Origin of the sequence: Herbiconiux sp. A18JL235, from assembly GCF_040939305.1 — a bacterium.
Classification (GTDB): Bacteria; Actinomycetota; Actinomycetes; order Actinomycetales; family Microbacteriaceae; genus Herbiconiux.
In genome coordinates this window covers 3,104,960-3,122,535 of the sequence record NZ_CP162511.1, presented here as the reverse complement: position 1 = coordinate 3,122,535, position 17,576 = coordinate 3,104,960, and the positions used below count along the sequence as shown (strand labels likewise).

Here is a 17,576-nt window from a genome sequence, read left to right as displayed (position 1 = left end):
CACCACCCTGTGTTCGCTAGTCGCACATGCGTGCGTCATGCGAACAGTCTACGACGAAGCTTGACGAAGCTCCACCCCTGCGACGACCTCAGGCGCCGGGCCGGCCGAACCCTGTCAGGGCACTCGCGACGCTCACGACCATGCGGTCGAAGCTGCGCTCGGTGGCCGCGGGGAGCTCGAACGCCCCGCTGGTCTCGAGGTCGACGAAACCGTGAAGCGCGGAGCGTACGAATCGCACGGCGTCGACGAGGTCGTCGCCGCCGACATCGAAACCCGCGACCACGCGGTACACGATCCGTGCGAGCCTCGCCGACACCTCCTCGTCGTCGGCGTCGCCGGTGCGAGGGGCGCGCACGGTGAGCGCGTACTGACCGGGGTGCTCCTCCGCCCAGCGCCGATACGCTGCGGCGCACGCTCGGAGCGCCTGCTCACCCGACGTGCCGACTGCCGCATCCGTCAGCACGTCGGCGAACTCGGTCTTGGCGCGCAGCATGATGCGGCGACGCAGCCCGTCGACGCCGTCGACGTGCTTGTAGAGCGAGGGCGGCCTCACGCCGAGCGACTCGGCGAGGGTGGCGAGGCTCAGGGCGTCGCCGGGCCGTTCGTCGATCATGCGCGCCGCGGCGTCGACGACGGTGGAGGTGGTGAGGCCGGCCCTAGGCACGGGGGCCCGCCGTCGCGAGAAATGAGACGATCGCGGCGGCGGTCTGCTCCGGCTGCTGGGCGTGCGGGTAGTGGCCCGCGTCGTCGATCAGCACCGCCGTGCCGTTCAGGGCGGTGCTCACCCACTCCGCCTCGGCCGCGGGGCTCGGGAAGTCGGGGTCGGCTGCGCCCATCACCACGAGGGTCGGGGAGGTCACCGAGCCGAGCGCCGCCTCGGCCTCGGCGTGGCTGACCCGGGTGGTCAGGCTGAAGGCGCGGGTGTAGCCGGGCCGCTTCATCGCCGCGGAGACCTGACGGCGGTAGTCGGCGAAGTCGTCGGGCTTGCGGCCGCTGTACAGCGTGGGAAGGTAGCCGTTCCACATCCTCCGGGCCCAGAGCGGAGCCATCAGCACGCGGAAGAGGGCCTGCTGCAGTGCAGATGCGGCAGGGTTGCGCACGAAAGGGCCGACGAGCACGAGCCCGGTCACCAGTTCGGGATGCCGGGCCGCGGCGATGACCGCGGCGCCCGCGCTCATCGAGTTGCCGACGACCACCGCGGGAGTTCCGAGCTCGTGCAGGAGGGCGACGAGGTCGTCGGCGGTCTCGCCGTCTCCGTACGACGCGAAACCGGCGTCGCTGTCGCCGTGTCCGCGGAGGTCGGCGGTCACGACCCGATAGCCCGCATCGACGAGCAGGGGTGCGAGGTGGCGGTAGGTGGAGCGCAGCTCGCCCATGCCGGGGAGCATCACGAGGGTCGGGCCGTGACCCGGGGTGTCGCCCTGCGCGTCGTAGGCGATGCGGCCGGCGCCCGTCGACACGAAGCGGGTCGCGGGGCGGATAGGAGTGGCGGAAGAGGTCATGCAGCTACTGTAGCTAGCTTTAAAGCTAAGTGCAATAGCTTTTGCCGCGATGACATGGTGCGCGGCTCCCCGCCGACCCCACATAATCGAGGAATGGACGGAGAGACCCTCGGCACCATCATCTGGATCGTCGCGTTCATCGTCACCACGGTCGCCGTCACCGGCCTCGCCGGCCGCGCCGGCATCTCGGCGCCGATCGTGCTCGTCGTGGTGGGGGCCGTGGTCTCGTTCATCCCGGGAGTGCCGACGATTGAGGTCGAGCCCGACCTCATCCTGTACGGGCTGCTGCCGCCGCTCCTGTTCGCCGCCGCCATCCGCACCTCCTTCGCCGACGTGCGGGCGAGGCGCGACGGCATCCTGCTGCTCTCGGTGGGCCTCGTGGCGTTCACCGTCGTGGCCGTCGGCCTCACCGCCTGGCTCGTCATCCCCGCCATCTCGCTCGCGGCCGCCTTCGCCTTCGGCGCTGTCGTCGCACCGACGGATGCGGTGGCCGTCACCGCGATCGCCGGCAAGCTGCGCCTGCCCCGACGGCTCGTCACGGTGCTCGAGGGCGAGAGCCTGCTGAACGATGCGACGGCGCTGGTGGCGCTGAACGCGGCGATCGCGGCGATCGTCGCCGCCGCGCATCCGAATGCCGAAGCGCTCACGCCGTGGGGCATCGTGCTGGAGTTCGTCGTCGCCGTGGTCGTGGGGGTGGGCTTCGGGCTCGCCATCGGGTTCGGGCTCGGGTTCATCCGCAAGCAGCTGAAGTCGCCCGTGCTCGACACGAGTCTGTCGCTCGTCACGCCGTACCTCGCGTTCATCCCGGCGCAGCTGCTGCACGGGTCGGGGGTGCTGGCGGTCGTCGTGGCCGGGCTGTTCCTGGGGTTCAGGGCACCCGTCATCCAGACCGCCCAGGCGCGCATCGCCGAGTCGCTCAACTGGCGCACCATCCAGTTCCTGCTCGAGAACGCGGTGTTCCTGTTCATCGGACTGAGCCTGTTCGGCATCTTCCAGGGCGCGGTCGCCGACAGCCCCGGGGTGTGGCCGACGGTGCTCATCTCGGCGGCGCTCCTGCTCGCCGTGTTCCTGTCCCGCCTCCTCTGGATGCTCTTCACCACCTCCGTCTACCGCTTCGGGCCGCGCTGGCTGCGCGAGCGCGGGTGGAGCTGGCGCAACGGGCTCGCGGTGTCGGTGGCGGGCATCCGGGGCGTGGTGACGCTCGCGGCGGTGTTCCTGCTGCCGGTCGAGACGCCGGGGCGCTCGTTCCTGCAGTTCCTCGCGTTCGTCGTGGTGGTGGGAACGCTGCTCGGCGGGGCGTTCCTGCCGTTCGTCATCAGGCGGCTGAAGCTGCCCCCGCCCGACTTCAGCCAGGAGCAGAGCGAGGTGCACATGCTCATGGCCGAGGCCCAGACCGTGGGGCTCGCGCGGCTCGAGGAGGAGGTGACGGATGCGGTCGACCAGCGCGTCGTCGACCGCCTCCGCATCAACGCGAACTTCTTGAACGACGCGCTGCAGAACCCGGGGGAGGAGGGGGCGGAGCCGCCCGCGAAGGCCTACGCGCGGCTGCGGCGGGTGATGATCGCGGCCGAGCGGGATGCGGTGCTCGCCGCCCGCGCGGAGGGCCGGTACCAGGAGCGCGCCGTGAAGGCGGTGCTGGCGAAGATCGACGTGGAGGAGACGGAGATCGACCTCGGCAAGCCGAGCAGGGGGGAGTAAGGCACGCGGCGGCGCCCGCGCGGGTCGGGTGCGGGCGGCGGCGCGCCGCGCGGATCAGGCGCGGGTGGCGAGGAAGCCTTCGATGAAGGTGGCGGTGTCTTCCCAGCCCTCGACGGCGTGGGTGGCGATGCCGGTCACGATGACGGGGTAGTCGTTGCCGCCCTCGTCGAGGCGGTCGCCGACGAACAGCATCTCCTCCGCCGGGATGCCGGTGAGCTCGGCGAGCCGGTTGATGCCGTAGGCCTTGTCGATCCCCTTGCGGGTGATGTCGACCGACGTCGACCCGCCCGACCGCACCTCGAGCTCGGGGAGCAGCTCCGCGACGGCGGCGCGGAGGGCTTCCTTCTTCGCGCCCGTCGGGTCCCATGCGGCCTTCGCCGGGATGGGCGCCTGCTGTCCGAGTGCGGAGTAGGTGATCTGCGAGCCGCGGTCTTCGAGGATGGGCCCCCACGTCTGCTCCTCCCACAGCCCGAGCTTCTTGGCCGAGTCGACCAGCGCGGTCTGCGCATCCGTCTTCTGCTGCTCGGTGAGGTTCTCGGCGTACACCTGCGCCCAGTCACCGTTGTCGTACCGGTAGTACTGGGTGCCGCAGGTGGGCATGAGGTGAAGGCGCTCGAGGTTCTGCCCGGCCGCCTCGGGAAGGTTCGCGACCAGCTGCGACTGGAACTGCCCGAACTGCCCGCCCGAGATCACGCACACCGGCACCGCGTCGAGCAGCCTCACCAGCAGCTCGGCCATGCGCGGGTCGAGGGGGGCCTTCGAGGGCGCGAGGGTGTCGTCGAGATCGAAAGCGACAAGGCGCACGTTCGTCGTCACAGCAGTGTTCTCCTCAAGTCAGAGCCCTCAACGGGTGGGGCGGCGATGCGTGGTGGAAGCAGAGGGGCCACTCCGCGCGAACACGCCGGAGGCCGACTCGATTGTCGCAGATGAAAACGGATGCGGTGTTCAGCCGCCGACGCCGGTAGTCACCCGAACGACACGACCGTGTCACCCCAGGCGGTGCGGATCGCTGCATCCGGGTCGTCGACGACGGTCTCCCCGTGGTCGAAGACGAGGGTGCTGCGGGTCGTCTCGTCATAGAGCGGCCAGGGTTCTCCGCCCGGACCGACGGCGTCGCGACCGGCGGCGAACGCCAGCCAGCGGTGCTGGATGACGGCGCTCAGGCAATGGGCCGCATCGCGCCCACCGAGCCTGAAGCTGAAGTCTTTCTTCGTGATCTCGAAGTTGCCGAAGACGTAGGCGATCTCGGCGCCGTGGGTGGCTCCGATGCCGAGCAGCCGTAGGGCGGGGGTCGAGTGGTCGAAGCGGTACATGCGGGTGGGGGCGACGTGACTGTGGGCGGCGGCGAGCCAGATCGAGGGCATGCGGAAGCCGGCGTCGCGCGACACCTCCGACGGCGTGCGGTGATGCGGGAAGTGCGGGTACGCGCCCTCGATGCGCGGTTCGAGTGCCGCCACGTCGAGCTCGGGCCGCTCGAGCGCGATCTGTTCGAACATGGCGTGCACCGAGGTCTGCGTGATGGGCATGAGCGGCGACTTCATGAGGCGGAACAGCGACGCCTCGTCGCGGTTCGTGCCGATGATGAGGGGGAGCGCCAGTTGGCTGCCGGCCTCGTACGCCTCGATCGGGTGCACGGGAACGATGTCGCCGTCGACCACCGGCCCGATGGCGAGGGTGCCCGGGGTGTCGGCCGACACGGCGGCGACGAGCTCGAACGCCGCTTGGCTCAGCACCTCGGCCGGAAGGGTGAGGAGCTCGTCGGGGGTGATGGTGCGCGGGCCCTCTTCGTCGTCGTGTCGCCCCTCGGCACCGCTCGCATCGGGATGCGCGCCCGCGAACTCGAGGAAGCGTGCGGCGACGCGTGCCGCCCGCTCCGGCCCGTACACGCTGGTGGCGGGGGAGCTCTCGGCGATGGCCCGATGGAACAAGCCGGCCGCGGCCGGCGAGGTGAGGAGGGTGGTGACGCATCCGCCGCCCGCCGATTCGCCGAAGAGGGTGACGTCGCCCGGGTCGCCGCCGAAGGCCGCGATGTTCTGTTGCACCCAGGCGAGACCGGCGAGGATGTCGCGGAGGCCGAGGTTGGTCTCGAAGGTCAGCTCGGGGGTTGAGAACGAGGAGAAGTCGAGGAACCCGAGGGCGCCGAGGCGGTAGTTGAGGGCGACGAAGACGACGTCGCCGTTCGCGACGAGGTGGGTGCCGTCGAACAGCGGCTGGGCGTTCGAGCCGGCGACGTAGGCGCCGCCGTGGATCCAGACCATGACGGGTTTGAGATCGCCGGTGCCGGCACCGGTGCCGGCCGTCTCGGGTGCCGTGACGTTGAGGTAGAGGCAGTCCTCCGACTGGGTGACGCCCGCGGGCAGCGCGACCGCCTTGTTCTCGTGCTGGGGTGCCGCGTTGCCGAAGTGCAGAGCGTCGCGCACCCCGTCCCACGGCGCGGGCGGCTGAGGTGCACGGAAGCGCAGCGGGCCCGTGGGCGGGGCCCCGTAGGGGATTCCCCGCCAGCTCCGCACGCCGTTCAGCAGCTGCCCGCGCACCGCGCCCGACGCGGTCGAGGCGACGAGCGGATCGGCATTCGTGAGAACCATGAGGTCACTGTAGCGACGACGGGTGACACTCGACCATCGTTCTCCGTCCTGGCCACCGGTGTCGGCGGGACGCTGTTGAATGGACCACGTGCAGCACCTCATCGATCTCCTCCGCGACGACCTCACCGCCGGCCGGTACCGCGTCGACCTGGTCGACGGCCTCTGGGGCGACGCCGCGGCGGCGGCACTGTTCCGGGGTCAGACCGAGCCGGCGGTGCGGGCGCTCGACGCGGGGCGCGCATCCGGAACCCCGTCGACGCCGGTCGAGAGCTTCGCGCGGTTGTTCCTGCTCGGGCAGGCGCTGCCGATCGGCGAAGTGGCGGCGGCGTTTCCGCGACTCAGGGTGGCCGGGGCTGAAGAGCTCGGGCTGGTCGTGCCCGCAGGCGGCGATGCTGGCCGGATGCGCGCTGCACTCGACCTGCGACCCTACAGTTTTGTCGACACGCTGGGGGCCGGCAGCTGGTGGGTGGTGTCCGACCTCGGTGAAGCCGTGCTCGGGCGCGCGCTCGACAAAGACCATGTGCTCGGCATCGGCGGGGCGTCGACGACCCTCTCCGGGCTCATGATCCCGACGCCGGTCGACTCGGTGCTCGACCTCGGAACGGGCTGCGGCATCCAGGCCATGCACGCCTCGCGGCACGCGCGACGCGTGGTGGCGACCGACATCTCGCAGCGGGCGCTCGACATCGCGCGGCTGAACGCGCGGCTGAACGGCATCGAGAGCATCGAGTTCCGGCATGGCAGCCTGTTCGAGCCCGTCGCCGGCGAGCGTTTCGACCGCATCGTCTCGAACCCGCCTTTCGTCATCACCCCGCGGGTCGACGGCGTGCCCCTGTACGAGTACCGCGACGGCGGGCTCGTCGGAGACGCGCTCGTCGAGAGGGTCGTGCGCGAGGCCGCCGATCACCTGACGCCAGGGGGCATCGCGCAGCTGCTCGGCAACTGGGAGTACCGGGCCGCGCCGCCGGGCTCCGAGGAGGGCGGGAGCGACGGGCTCGAACGGGTGCGCTCGTGGGTGGAGTCGGGTGGTGCCGAGCTCGACGCCTGGGTCGTCGAGCGCGAGCGGCAGGATGCACCCAGCTATGCCGAGACGTGGATCCGCGACGGCGGCACCCGGCCGGGCACACCCGAGTTCGCCGCCCTCTACGGCGCCTGGCTCGACGACTTCGACGCCCGCGGCGTGCGCGAGGTCGGCTTCGGGTACGTCCTCCTGCGGCGTCCGGCGGAGGGCGCTCGAGCGACCGCATCGGCTGCGCCCACCCCCGCGATGGCGCGCTACGAGCGCGTGGCCGAGGCGGTCGGCTCGAACCCGGCGGGGCTCGGGGCGCACCTCGAGGCGTGCCTCGCCGGACACGACTGGCAGGCGCACCGCGACGACGACGCGCTCCTCGCGTCGACCCTGGTCTACGCCTCCGACGTCACGGAGGAGCGGCACTACTGGCCCGGCCACGACGACCCCGTCGTCATGACCCTCCGCCAGGGCGGCGGCTTCGCCCGCACCGCGCCCCTCGACACGGCGCTCGCCGCCTTCGTCGGCGCCTGCGACGGCGACCTCAGCGTGCGCGCCCTCTGCGCCGCCCTAGCCGAGGTGCTCGGTGTCGACGAGTCCCTCCTCGTCGCCGACCTCCTCCCCGCCGTGCGCGCCCTCGTCTCCGACGCCTTCCTCCTCCCGGCCGGGTAGGCCCGCCGCCCGCCGACCGCCGCCCTCCCGCCGGTCACCCGGGTGCCGCACAGCGGAGGTGGGGCGGGTGCTCAGCCGATCCACACACTCCGAGACCAGGATGGAATCCAGTGTCGGCGCGTTCGGCGCCGCTGAGATCGGAGCGATCACCATGGGATTCCTCGACCGCCTCCTTGGCCGAGAAGAACCGCAGCAGTACCCGCAGAACCAGCAGTACCCGCAGGCGCAGCAGTACCCGCAGGCGCAGCCCGCGAACCCCGCGCGGCCGGCCCGCACCGACGACGAGATCGCCGTCGAGCGCTACCGGTACCTCCTCCGCACCGCACCGCCCGAGACCATCGAGCAGGTGCACGAGGAGGCGTTCACGAAGCTCACGCCCGAGCAGCGCCGCATCCTGTTCCAGCAGTTGAGCGAGAACGCCCCGGCGGGCGAGCAGCCCCGCGGCGACGACCCGCGGTCGCTCGCCCAATCGGCGACCCGCTCCGAGCTGCGGCAGCCCGGCACCCTCGAGCGCTCGTTCAACGGCGGCGGCGCGGGTGGTCGCGGCGGCATGGGCTTCGGCGGCATGGTCGCCTCGTCGCTGCTCGGCACCGTGGCCGGCTACGTCATCGGCTCGGCGCTCGTGAGCGCCTTCCTCCCCGACCCGGGGGTCGATCAGGCCGCCGACACGGGCGACACCGGCACCGACACCGGCACCGATACAGGCGACGGCGGCACCGACGCCGGGGCAGACCCCGGTGCGGATGCCGGCGGCGACGTCTCCGCCGACGCCGGCGGCGACTGGGGCGGCGGCTTCGGCGACTTCGGTGGCGGCGGGGGAGACTTCGGCGGCGGCGACTTCGGTGGCGGCTTCGACTTCTGAGCCCCGCCTGAGACCCACCCGTCCCACCCTCACGACCGGATGCCGGGGTCGCCCCACACGGGCGATCCCGGCATCCGCCCGTCTGAGTCGGTAGAGTCGGCGCTATGACCGACCTGCGCATCGTCGAGCACGAGAACGACGACATCGTGACCTACTTCGTCACCACCGACCTCAACCCCGAGGAGTTCCCGGGCGCCCCGTCGCTCGGCCCGTTCGACTCCCGCGAAGAGGCCGAGCAGGCGCTCAAGGACTGGGACCAGGAGCTCGTCGACGACAACACCCCCGAAGAGGGCTCACCCGCGCTCAACCCCTGAGCAGACCCCCTGAGCCGACCCCCTGAGCTGACCCGCCGCGGCGCGCCTCCGAACTCACATCGAGTTCTGCAGGATCACCACGATCGAGATGGCTCCGATGCTGAGCGCGACGAGCCCGACGATCACGATCCAGGTGAGCGCGCGGGCGCGGCCGAGGCGGCCCATGAACCCACTGGGGCGGTCGTACTCGTCGTCGTCGTTGCTCATGGCTCGACCATAGCGGGTAGCGTGAGACGGCATCCATGTGCTCGACGGAGAAGAAGGCGACAGCGACGAGGCGATGAACGACTACGCGAACAGGCCCTGGCTCACCAGCTACTCTCCGAAGCTGGCTCCGACGATCGACGAGGTGCCGTTCTCCTCGCTCGGTGAGCTCGTCGACGCGACCTGCTCGCGCTTCGCCACCAAGCCCGCCTACTCCAACCTCGGCGCGGTGCTGAGCTTCGCCGACGTGAAGCGCCTCTCCGATCAGTTCGCCGCCTACCTGGTGGGCGACCTCGGCCTCGCCAAGGGCGATCGCATCGTGCTGCAGATGCCGAACCTGCTGCAGTACCCGATCGCCGTCTACGGAGCCCTCAAGGCAGGGCTCGTCGTCGTGAACGCGAACCCGCTCTACACCGCCCACGAGATGAAGAAGGTCTTCGTCGACTCGGGTGCCGTCGCCATCGTCGTGCTCGAGAACTTCGCCGACAAGCTGGCGAGCGTGGTGGCCGAGACGAGCATCCGGCACGTCATCCTCACCGAGGTGGGAGACCTCCTGCCCGGGCTCAAGCGCGTGGTGACCAACTTCGTCGTGAAGCGGGTGCGGCACATGGTGCCGGCGCACGACCTCCCGGGCGGTTCTGCGGTCTCCGTCACCCGATGGCGGGATGCGCTGGCGAGCGGCGCGAGGCTCGGTGGCGTTCGCCGGGCGACAGCGTCGACCACGGCCGGCGGCCCCGGGGTGAGGCTGCCCGCGGTGGGCCTGGAGGACACCGCTCTGCTGCAGTACACCGGTGGTACGACAGGCGGCACGAAGGCCGCGATCATCACCCACCACAACCTGCTCGCCAATCAGGCGCAGATGCTCGCGCCGATGAAGCTGCGACTGCACGAGGGGGAGGAGACGGTCATCGCGGCCCTGCCGCTGTACCACATCTTCAGTCTCACGGTGAATGCGCTGGCCTTCTTCGCCTACGGCTCGCACAACGTGCTCATCACGAACCCGCGCGACACCGACGACCTGGTGAAGACCCTGGCGAAGACGAAGCCGTCGGTGCTGATCCTGGTGAGCTCGCTCGCCGGCGCCCTGATGGAGAATCCCGGCTTCCGCGCGCTCGACCACTCGGGTGTGAAGCTCGCGGTGGCCGGTGGCATGGCGGTGCGCAGCGCCACCGCCCAGCAGTGGCGCGAGGTCACGGGCGGCGACATGCTCGAGGGCTACGGGCTCACCGAGGCGTCGCCCGTGGTGTCGGTGAACCCGACCTGGGAGACGCCGCGGGTCGGAACGATCGGGCTGCCGCTGCCGTCGACCGACATCGAGATCCGCGACGAGGAGGGCGCCGTCGTGCCGCTCGGCGAACCCGGCGAGCTCTGCGTACGCGGCCCGCAGGTGATGTCGGGCTACTGGAACCAGCCCGAGCCGAGCGCCGCGGTGCTCCGCGACGGCTGGCTGCTCACCGGCGATGTCGCCACCATGGCTCCCGACGGCTTCCTCACCATCGTCGACCGCAAGAAGGACATGGTCGTCGTCTCGGGCTTCAACGTCTACCCGAGCGAGGTTGAGGAGGTGGCGATGCTCCACCCCAAGGTGAAGGATGCGGGGGTCATCGGCGTCGACGACGACCGCTCCGGCGAGACCATCGTGCTCTTCGTCGTGCCGAGCGATCCGTCGCTCACCGAGGGCGAGCTGCGCGCCTACCTGAAGGGCGAGCTGGCCGGCTACAAGCGCCCCACGCGCATCCTCTTCCGCGACGAACTCCCGAAGTCGAACGTCGGCAAGGTGCTGCGCCGCGAGCTCCGCGACCTCCTCGACGACGACACGAAGGACGACGACACGAAGTAGGGCGCAGCCCGCGGCCCACTCCTCCCCTCACGGCGCGAGTGCCGACCTCAGCGCGCGGCGGAAGTGCCGGAGGCCCTTCCCCCAGAACCGCACCGGCCCGATGCCGCCGATGCGGAGCGCGGGGCCGTGGTCGAGGGCGATGACGGTGGCGGCGCCGACGGCGACGATCCAGGATGCTGCGGCGGCGAGCATCCGTGTTCCCGTCGTGGCCCCGGCGAAGAACAGCTGCAGCTGCGCCACCTGGAAGCGGATGTGCTCGACCTCGTCGGTGAGCACCCGCCGCGCCACGCCCCTGATGACGGGGTCGTCGGAGCGCTCGAGCGCGAAGAAGTACTCGAGCGCCACCGTCTCGGCGATGAGGAACAGCATGATCTCCGTGCGCAGCCCGAGCAGTCGCCGCAGTCGCACGAAGGCGGCGTCAGACCAGTGGGCGCCGAGCGGATGCACGCCGAAGCGCTCGAGGGCACGGCCGAACAGCGCCGAGTGCTTCTGCTCCTCGGCGACGAACAAGCCGAGGGTCGTGTCGTAGACGGGGTCGTCGAGCAGTCGCGCCTTGGCGCGCAGGCTCGTGCCCTCGCCCCGTTCGCCGAGCTCGAAGCGCTGCAGCGACCGGGCGATGGCCGCGGCGTCGAAGGCGGAGAGCGGTGTCGTGCTCTGCCACGGGATCGTGGCGTCGAGGCGGGCGTGCCGCTCGAGGTTCTTCTCGAAGTAGTCGGCCCACTCCGTGAACGGACTGCTCAGCCGGTGGGGAACGTCGGCGTCGAGGTCGACATCGGGCATCGCGGTGGCTGTCTGCTGGATCATCGTGCACCCCCTGCGGTAAGGTGGAGTTCGTTAACATATCGAAAAACGATATGAAATGCACGAATATCGATAAATTCATGTCGAAGATCGGTCGACGGGAGACCCATGCCAGCCATCGTCATCGGCGCCCTGCGTGCCCTCCTCGCCCTGCTGTTCGCCGGCGCCGTCACGGCCCAGGTGACGAGCGGCTCACTCGCCCAGGAGATGCTCGGCGTCGGCACACCTGCAGCCACCGTGGTGACGGTGCTTGCCGTCGGCGGGCTCGTCTGCATCGAGGTCGTGCTCGTGTGCGTGTGGGCGCTGGTCTCGCTGGCGCGCGACGCGCGCATCTTCGAGGTGGCTCGGCGCTCCGACCGCTGGGTCGACACCGCCATCGGTGCGCTCGCGGTCGGGGCGGCGATCTCGGCGGCGGGCTTGATCTACCTGCTCGTCACAGGGGCGGCGACGGATGCGCAGGGCGCCACGGTCGCGGTGCTCGCCGCCGCCATCGCCGGGGCTGCGGCAGCGCTCGCGCTGCTGGTGGTCGTGATGCGGCACCTGCTGCACACCGCGATGCAGCTGCACGACGAGCTCTCCGAGGTGGTCTGATGATCGTGATCGACCTCGACGTGGAGCTGGCGAAGCAGAAGATGTCGGTGAGCGACCTCGCGGCAGCCGTGGGCATCACGGTGGCGAACGTCTCGATCCTGAAGAACGGCAGGGCCAAGGCGGTGCGCTTCTCGACGCTCGACGCCATCTGCTCGGTGCTCGGCTGCCAGCCGGGCGACATCCTGCGCCACGTCGACGAACCGGAGGACTAGGGCGTCGGCGTCGGGAGGAGGTTCTCGCCGCGCGGGCGGCGCACGAGGATGGTGACCGCGACGACCGCGGCCACGACCAGGGTGATCAGGAGCACCACGAACGGCAGGGCGATCGCCTCGGTGAGGAGCGGCAGCAGCAGGATGACCGCCGCTGCCCCGAGCGACAGCCATGCCGGGATGACCGTGCGCCCGATGAGCGGCCGGTAGAGCACCTGCATGGCGACCAGGAACACCGCCACGGGGAGGGCGATCGCCCACCCGATGACCTGGATGGGCGCCTCGATCTCGTGCCCGAACGCCTCCACGCTCTCTTCGATGCCCGCGCCCACGGCGGCGAGTGCGGCGAACACCACGTAGTGCCCGTACCCCCAGAAGTACGACCAGGAGCGGTTGTGCTCGAGACCCTCGTGGGCCGGTTCGAGGAAGTAGATCCACCACAACCCGAACAGCAGCGCGAGACCCGAGGCGGCGATCAGCACGAACGGCCCCGACCCCGCGCCCGCGCTCACGATGCCCTGCACCCCGACGCTCGACGCCAGCACCGACTCGCCCAGCAGGATGATGACGAACAGGGAGTAGCGCTCGGCGACATGATGCGGGTGCCACCTCGTCTGTCGCGGACGCTCGGCCCACAACGGCACCGCCATCTCGCACACCGCGAGAAACGCGAAGATCGCGATCTGCCAGCCGTCGGGGAGACCGCCGGTGGTGAACAGCCTCACGATCCAGAGCGCCTGCACCACCGAGATGCCGAGGGCGTAGCGCAGGGCGGTGGCCCGGCCCTCCGGGTCTTGCGCCGCCGCCCGCAACCACTGCACCACGAGTGCGATGCGCATGATGAAGTAGCCGATGGTGATGAGCAGGTAGTCGCCGTTCTCGAAGGCGCTCGGCACCCCGGCGGCCAGCACGAGCACGCCGCCCATCTGCAGCATCGTCAAGAGGCGGTAGGGCACGTCGTCGGTGTCGTAGGCCGAGGCGAACCAGGTGAAGTTCAGCCACGCCCACCAGATGGCGAAGAACACCATGAGGAAGTTGGGGACGGCCATCGCGACGTGGTCTTCGGCGACCGCGTGCGCGAGTTGGGTGACGATCGAGGAGACGGCCACCACGAAGGTGAGGTCGAAGAGCAGCTCGAGCGGGGTGGAGACGCGCTCCTTCTCATCGACGTCGCGCCCCCGCATCCGTACCAGGGGAACCACGCCAGAGAGGGCGTGCGGGCGGCTCGGCTTCGACACGCGCTTCAACCCGCCACGAACAACAGCACGAACTGCACGACGATCGCCACGACGCCGAGCCCGAGCAGGATCCAGCCGGTGGTGCGCAGCGCCCTGCCCTCATGCGACGGGTCGTCGACGCGCCCCACCGACGGATCGCGCGGATTCACGTACACCGAGACGTCGTCGCCCGGCTCGAGCACCTGCGTCTCGTCGTCGTTCGCGGGCGCTTCGTACAGCACCCCGTCGTCGCCGAGCCAGCGGTACACCCGCTCCCCGCGGCCGTCGATCACGACGACGCCGAGCGTCTGCTGCCAGCCGGTGAAGACGGCCCGGCGGATCAACCCCGCCACCACGAGAACGATCCCGGTCACGACGCCGATCCAGCTGAGCACTTCGGTGATCAACGAGACTGCGTCGATCGGGTCGTCCATGACATCAGACTAGGGCGTCGGAGGCCTCCGCTAGGGTGGCACCGTGAACGGAGTCCAGCTGCTTCTCGTGATCGTGGGGGCGATCGCCGTCACCGGCATCGCCCAGCGACGCGGTCTCCAGCCTGCCCTCGTCATCACGCTGGTCGGCTTCGCCGCCTCCTTCATCCCGGGCTTCACCCGTCTCGAGCTCGACTCCGAGATCATCCTCGGCCTCGTGCTGCCGCCGTTGCTCTACTCGGCGGCGCTCAACTTCTCCTTCGTCTCCTTCGCCCGCAACTTCCGCCCCATCGTCGGGCTCGGCGTCGGCCTCGTGGTCGTCACGGCGTTCGTGGTGGGGGGCTTCGCATCGTGGATCGTGCCGTCGCTCACCCTCGCGACCGCGCTCATCCTCGGGGCCATCGTCGCCCCGCCCGATGCCGTCACCGCTGTCGCGATCGGCCGCAAGCTCGGCCTGCCGAAGCGCGTGATGTCGATCCTCACCGGCGAGAGCCTCGTCAACGACGCCGCGGCGCTCACCATGTTCAGCATCACGCTGGCCGCCGTCGTGGGCACCCACACACTGTTCGAGAACCCCGTGCTGCTGTTCGGGTACAGCGCGCTCGTGGGCGTGCTCGTCGGTTTGGTGCTCGCGTTCGTGGCCACGGCCATCCGTCGACTGCTCAAAGACTCGAGCCTCGAGACGGTGCTCGGGCTCGTGGTGCCCTTCGCCGCGTACCTGCTCGCCGAGCAGCTCGAGGCCTCCGGCGTGCTCGCGGTGGTGGCCGCGGGCTTCGCGATCGGTTCGTCGTCGAGCCGGGCCGGCTACCAGACCAGGCTGCAGGAGCGGCAGGTGTGGAGCTCGCTCGACGTGCTGCTCGAGGCCTTCGTGTTCGCCTACATGGGGCTGCAACTGCGCTTCGTCATCCAAGATCTGCAGGAGGCCGGGCAGTCGGTGTGGGCGGTCTTCGGGGCCGGCGCGCTCGTTCTGCTCGTGGTGCTGTTCATCAGGCCGGTGTGGGTGTTCCTGTCGTTCGGGCGCAACTTCCTGGGCGACAAGCTGATGAGGCGCAAGTTCGCCTCAGACGAGCGGATGCGCGAACGGGTGCAGCGCGAGAACGAGGCTCGCGTCGCGCGCGGCAGGCGCCCGCGCGGGTTCCCGGTGTTCCTCGGCTGGAAGGAGAGCCTCGTCGTCTCCTGGACGGGCATGCGCGGGGTCGTCACGCTCGCCGCCGCAGCGGGTGTTCCGGTGCTGCTGGCCTCGGGGGAGCCGTTCCCGGGGCGGGCCGAGATCCAGGCCATCGCGTTCATCGTGGCGGTGGGAACGCTGCTCGTGCAGGGGCTCTCGCTGCCGTTCCTCATCCGCGCGCTGAAGCTCAGCGACCCGAAGCAGGAGCAGTTCGACGAGGAGCAGGCCGCCCGTGCACTCGAAGTGGCGCGGAAGGCGTCGTCGAAGGTGCTCGCCGAGTTCGTGGCCTCGCCGCCGCCCGGAGTCGATCCGTCGCTCGTCGAGCGGGTCGCCGCCATGGCCGAGCGGCAGTCCGCCGACGCAGAGCGCGACGCCGTCGACGCTGCCGAGGTGGAGCGCAGAAGCGCCTACGGCGAGACCTTCGGCACCCTCTACCGCCGGGTGCTCAAGGCGCAGCGCGACGCGGTCGCCGACGAGCGCGACGCGAACCGCCTCGACGACGACGCCGCGCGGGAGTTCTTGGAGCAGCTCGACTACCAGGAGGCGGCGATCGTGTCGCGGCTCGGGTTCAGGCTGTAGCGGCGAGAGCACGACACGACGAGCATCACACGACGAGCAGCACACGACGAAGGAGTCTCGATGATCATCAGCTACGACGGGGCCACCCCCGAGATCGCCGTCGACGCCTGGGTGGCGCCGACCGCCACCGTCATCGGCCGGGTCACCCTCGCTGCACGGTCGAGCGTGTACTACGGGGCCGTGCTCCGCGGCGACAACGACCCGATCGTGCTGGGTGAGGGCTCGAACCTGCAAGACAACGTGGTGGTGCACACCGACCTCGGCAGCCCCGTGACGGTGGGTGCGGGGGTGAGCGTCGGGCACGGTGCGGTGCTGCACGGGTGCACCGTCGAAGACGGCAGCCTGGTGGGCATGAACGCGACGGTGCTGAACGGCGCGGTCATCGGCGCCGGGTCGCTGGTGGCGGCGGGGGCCGTGGTGCTCGAAGGCACCGTGGTGCCGCCGGGGTCGCTGGTGGCGGGGGTGCCGGCGAAGGTGCGGCGCTCGCTCTCGGAGGAGGAGCGGGCGGGCATCCTCCGCAACGCGGGGCGATACCTCGAGCTCACGCCGGGGCACGCGGCCGCCGTCGTGGTCGGAGCCGAAGATGGGGAGTCCTCCGCCGACAGGAGCGGGGAGTGGGGCCTGTTCGGCTGAGCCCACCCATGCCGCTGTCAGAGGGCGCGGGTACGCTGACGGCATGGCAGATCCGACCCCTGCCGACTCGCTGATCGACGACGAGCTGCTCGCTCGCATCCGGTCGCGGGCGGCGACGTACGACCGCGAGAACCGCTTCCCCGACGACGACCTCCGCGAGCTCACCGACATCGGTTACCTGCGCATGTTCGCCCCCGAGGAGTTCGGGGGCCTCGGCTTCAGCCTCGCCCGGGTGGCCCACGAGCAGACGCGGCTGGCCACGGCAGCGCCCGCCACCGCCCTCGCCGTCAACATGCACCTCGTCTGGACGGGGGTGGCCAAGGTGCTCCGCGACCGCGGCGACACCTCGCTCGACTGGGTGCTGCAGGATGCTGCGGCCGGCGAGATCTTCGCCTTCGGCAACAGCGAGGCGGGCAACGACCTCGTGCTGTTCGGGTCGACGACGGCAGCGGTGCCGGGCGCCGACGGTTCCTACGCCTACACCGGCCGCAAGATCTTCACCTCGCTGTCACCGGTGTGGACGAGACTCGGCGTCTTCGGTCGCGACGACTCCGACCCCGAGTCGCCCCGCCTCGTCCACGCCTTCCTCACGCGGGGCACGCCGGGAATCGAGACGCTCTCCGACTGGGACACACTGGCCATGCGGGCGAGCCAGAGCAACACGACCATCCTCGACGGTGCGGTGGCGCCGGCCGAGCGGGTGTTCCGCAAGCTCGCGGTGGGCCCGAGCCCCGACCCGCTCATCTTCGGCATCTTCTCGACCTTCGAGATCCTGCTCGCCGCCGTCTACACCGGCATCGGTCAGCGGGCCATCGAGCTCGCCGTCGAGGCCGCTCATCGGCGCACCTCGCTGAAGGCGGGCGGGCGCCCCTACGCCCACGACCCCGACATCCGGTGGAAGGTGGCGGAGGCGGCGATCCTGCACGACGGCATCCCGCCGCAGATCGACGCGCTCGCCCGCGACGTCGACGAGCTCGTCGCCCACGGGGCGGCCTGGTTCCCGAAGCTCGTCGGCCTCAAAGTGCGCGCCACCGAGACCGCGCGCGAGGTCGTCGACCTGGCGCTGCGGGTCTCCGGCGGGTCGGCCATCGCCTCCTCGAGCGAGCTCGGTCGCCTCTACCGCGACGTCGTCGCGGGCATCTTCCACCCCTCCGACGGCGAGTCAGCCCACTCGACAGTCGCGAACGCTCTGCTCGGGCCTGTGCCGGAGTGATGCGCCGGCAGCCCTCGCGCCTCGTCACGTCTCGCGTTCGCGCGGCGG

Annotated in this window: 18 protein-coding genes; 10 read left to right on the top strand and 8 right to left on the bottom strand. The window is 70.6% G+C overall.

What is annotated here, in order from left to right; genetic code table 11:
- Positions 1 to 88: 88 nt before the first annotated feature.
- Complete coding sequence (locus tag ABFY20_RS14575) at positions 89 to 664, bottom strand: TetR/AcrR family transcriptional regulator (protein ID WP_368496951.1); 576 nt, start codon at positions 662 to 664, stop codon at positions 89 to 91.
- Entirely contained in the window at positions 657 to 1,502 is an 846-nt protein-coding gene (locus tag ABFY20_RS14570) for an alpha/beta fold hydrolase (protein WP_368496950.1), read from the bottom strand. The genes ABFY20_RS14575 and ABFY20_RS14570 overlap by 8 nt, the downstream gene beginning before the upstream one ends.
- Before the next feature lie 93 nt (positions 1,503 to 1,595).
- On the opposite strand from ABFY20_RS14570, the gene ABFY20_RS14565 reads away from it, so the two are divergent.
- Positions 1,596 to 3,200: a Na+/H+ antiporter gene (locus ABFY20_RS14565; RefSeq protein ID WP_368496949.1), complete on the top strand. Its 1,605-nt coding sequence runs from the start codon at positions 1,596 to 1,598 to the stop codon at positions 3,198 to 3,200.
- Between the two features lie 54 nt (positions 3,201 to 3,254).
- Here the strand turns inward: ABFY20_RS14565 and ABFY20_RS14560 are convergent, their stop codons facing one another.
- Both ABFY20_RS14560 and ABFY20_RS14555 read right to left on the bottom strand, forming a co-directional pair.
- Complete coding sequence (locus ABFY20_RS14560; protein ID WP_368496948.1) at positions 3,255 to 4,016, bottom strand: HAD-IIB family hydrolase; 762 nt, start codon at positions 4,014 to 4,016, stop codon at positions 3,255 to 3,257.
- Between the two features lie 149 nt (positions 4,017 to 4,165).
- Positions 4,166 to 5,785, bottom strand: coding sequence for a carboxylesterase/lipase family protein (locus ABFY20_RS14555; RefSeq protein ID WP_368496947.1), 1,620 nt, complete (start codon positions 5,783 to 5,785; stop codon positions 4,166 to 4,168).
- A gap of 79 nt (positions 5,786 to 5,864) precedes the next feature.
- Here ABFY20_RS14555 and ABFY20_RS14550 point away from each other — a divergent pair, with 79 nt between their 5' ends.
- The 3 genes from ABFY20_RS14550 to ABFY20_RS14540 all read left to right on the top strand — a co-directional run bounded on the left by ABFY20_RS14550 (position 5,865) and on the right by ABFY20_RS14540 (position 8,642).
- Positions 5,865 to 7,466 carry a methyltransferase gene (locus ABFY20_RS14550; RefSeq protein WP_368496946.1) on the top strand — a complete coding sequence of 534 codons (1,602 nt, stop codon included), beginning with the start codon at positions 5,865 to 5,867 and terminating at the stop codon, positions 7,464 to 7,466.
- Between the two features lie 151 nt (positions 7,467 to 7,617).
- Positions 7,618 to 8,328 carry a hypothetical protein gene (locus ABFY20_RS14545; protein ID WP_368499803.1) on the top strand — a complete coding sequence of 237 codons (711 nt, stop codon included), beginning with the start codon at positions 7,618 to 7,620 and terminating at the stop codon, positions 8,326 to 8,328.
- 104 nt (positions 8,329 to 8,432) lie between these two features.
- Entirely contained in the window at positions 8,433 to 8,642 is a 210-nt protein-coding gene (locus tag ABFY20_RS14540; RefSeq protein ID WP_368496945.1) for a hypothetical protein, read from the top strand.
- A gap of 54 nt (positions 8,643 to 8,696) precedes the next feature.
- Here ABFY20_RS14540 and ABFY20_RS14535 read toward each other — a convergent pair whose 3' ends face one another.
- Positions 8,697 to 8,849, bottom strand: coding sequence for a hypothetical protein (locus tag ABFY20_RS14535; RefSeq protein WP_171703955.1), 153 nt, complete (start codon positions 8,847 to 8,849; stop codon positions 8,697 to 8,699).
- A 37-nt stretch (positions 8,850 to 8,886) separates the two neighbouring features.
- Between ABFY20_RS14535 and ABFY20_RS14530 the strand changes: the two genes are divergently transcribed.
- Complete coding sequence (locus ABFY20_RS14530) at positions 8,887 to 10,686, top strand: AMP-binding protein (RefSeq protein WP_368496944.1); 1,800 nt, start codon at positions 8,887 to 8,889, stop codon at positions 10,684 to 10,686.
- Positions 10,687 to 10,713: 27 nt separating this feature from the next.
- On the opposite strand, the gene ABFY20_RS14525 is transcribed toward ABFY20_RS14530, so the two are convergent.
- Positions 10,714 to 11,490, bottom strand: a complete 777-nt coding sequence (locus tag ABFY20_RS14525; RefSeq protein WP_368496943.1) for a ferritin-like domain-containing protein — start codon at positions 11,488 to 11,490, stop codon at positions 10,714 to 10,716.
- Between the two features lie 105 nt (positions 11,491 to 11,595).
- Here ABFY20_RS14525 and ABFY20_RS14520 point away from each other — a divergent pair, with 105 nt between their 5' ends.
- Together ABFY20_RS14520 and ABFY20_RS14515 are read left to right on the top strand one after the other, a co-directional pair.
- The gene (locus ABFY20_RS14520) at positions 11,596 to 12,078 is read left to right on the top strand and encodes a DUF2975 domain-containing protein (protein WP_368496942.1); all 483 of its coding nucleotides are present in this window, start codon (positions 11,596 to 11,598) and stop codon (positions 12,076 to 12,078) included.
- Positions 12,075 to 12,290 (top strand): helix-turn-helix domain-containing protein, encoded by a 216-nt coding sequence (locus ABFY20_RS14515; RefSeq protein WP_368499802.1) that lies wholly within the window; start codon positions 12,075 to 12,077, stop codon positions 12,288 to 12,290. The genes ABFY20_RS14520 and ABFY20_RS14515 overlap by 4 nt, the downstream gene beginning before the upstream one ends.
- Here the strand turns inward: ABFY20_RS14515 and ABFY20_RS14510 are convergent.
- Complete coding sequence (locus ABFY20_RS14510; protein ID WP_368496941.1) at positions 12,287 to 13,525, bottom strand: low temperature requirement protein A; 1,239 nt, start codon at positions 13,523 to 13,525, stop codon at positions 12,287 to 12,289. The genes ABFY20_RS14515 and ABFY20_RS14510 overlap by 4 nt on opposite strands.
- A 5-nt stretch (positions 13,526 to 13,530) precedes the next feature.
- Positions 13,531 to 13,938, bottom strand: a complete 408-nt coding sequence (locus ABFY20_RS14505; protein WP_368496940.1) for a sortase — start codon at positions 13,936 to 13,938, stop codon at positions 13,531 to 13,533.
- A 43-nt stretch (positions 13,939 to 13,981) separates the two neighbouring features.
- Here ABFY20_RS14505 and ABFY20_RS14500 point away from each other — a divergent pair, with 43 nt between their 5' ends.
- Genes ABFY20_RS14500 through ABFY20_RS14490 form a run of 3 tightly spaced genes read left to right on the top strand, consistent with a single transcriptional unit; the run spans position 13,982 to position 17,528 of the window.
- Positions 13,982 to 15,682: a Na+/H+ antiporter gene (locus tag ABFY20_RS14500; protein WP_368496939.1), complete on the top strand. Its 1,701-nt coding sequence runs from the start codon at positions 13,982 to 13,984 to the stop codon at positions 15,680 to 15,682.
- Positions 15,683 to 15,742: 60 nt separating this feature from the next.
- A complete protein-coding gene (locus tag ABFY20_RS14495; RefSeq protein WP_368496938.1) occupies positions 15,743 to 16,315 on the top strand; it encodes a gamma carbonic anhydrase family protein in 573 nt (190 codons plus the stop codon).
- 43 nt (positions 16,316 to 16,358) lie between these two features.
- Positions 16,359 to 17,528, top strand: a complete 1,170-nt coding sequence (locus tag ABFY20_RS14490) for an acyl-CoA dehydrogenase family protein (protein WP_368496937.1) — start codon at positions 16,359 to 16,361, stop codon at positions 17,526 to 17,528.
- Positions 17,529 to 17,576 lie beyond the last annotated feature (48 nt).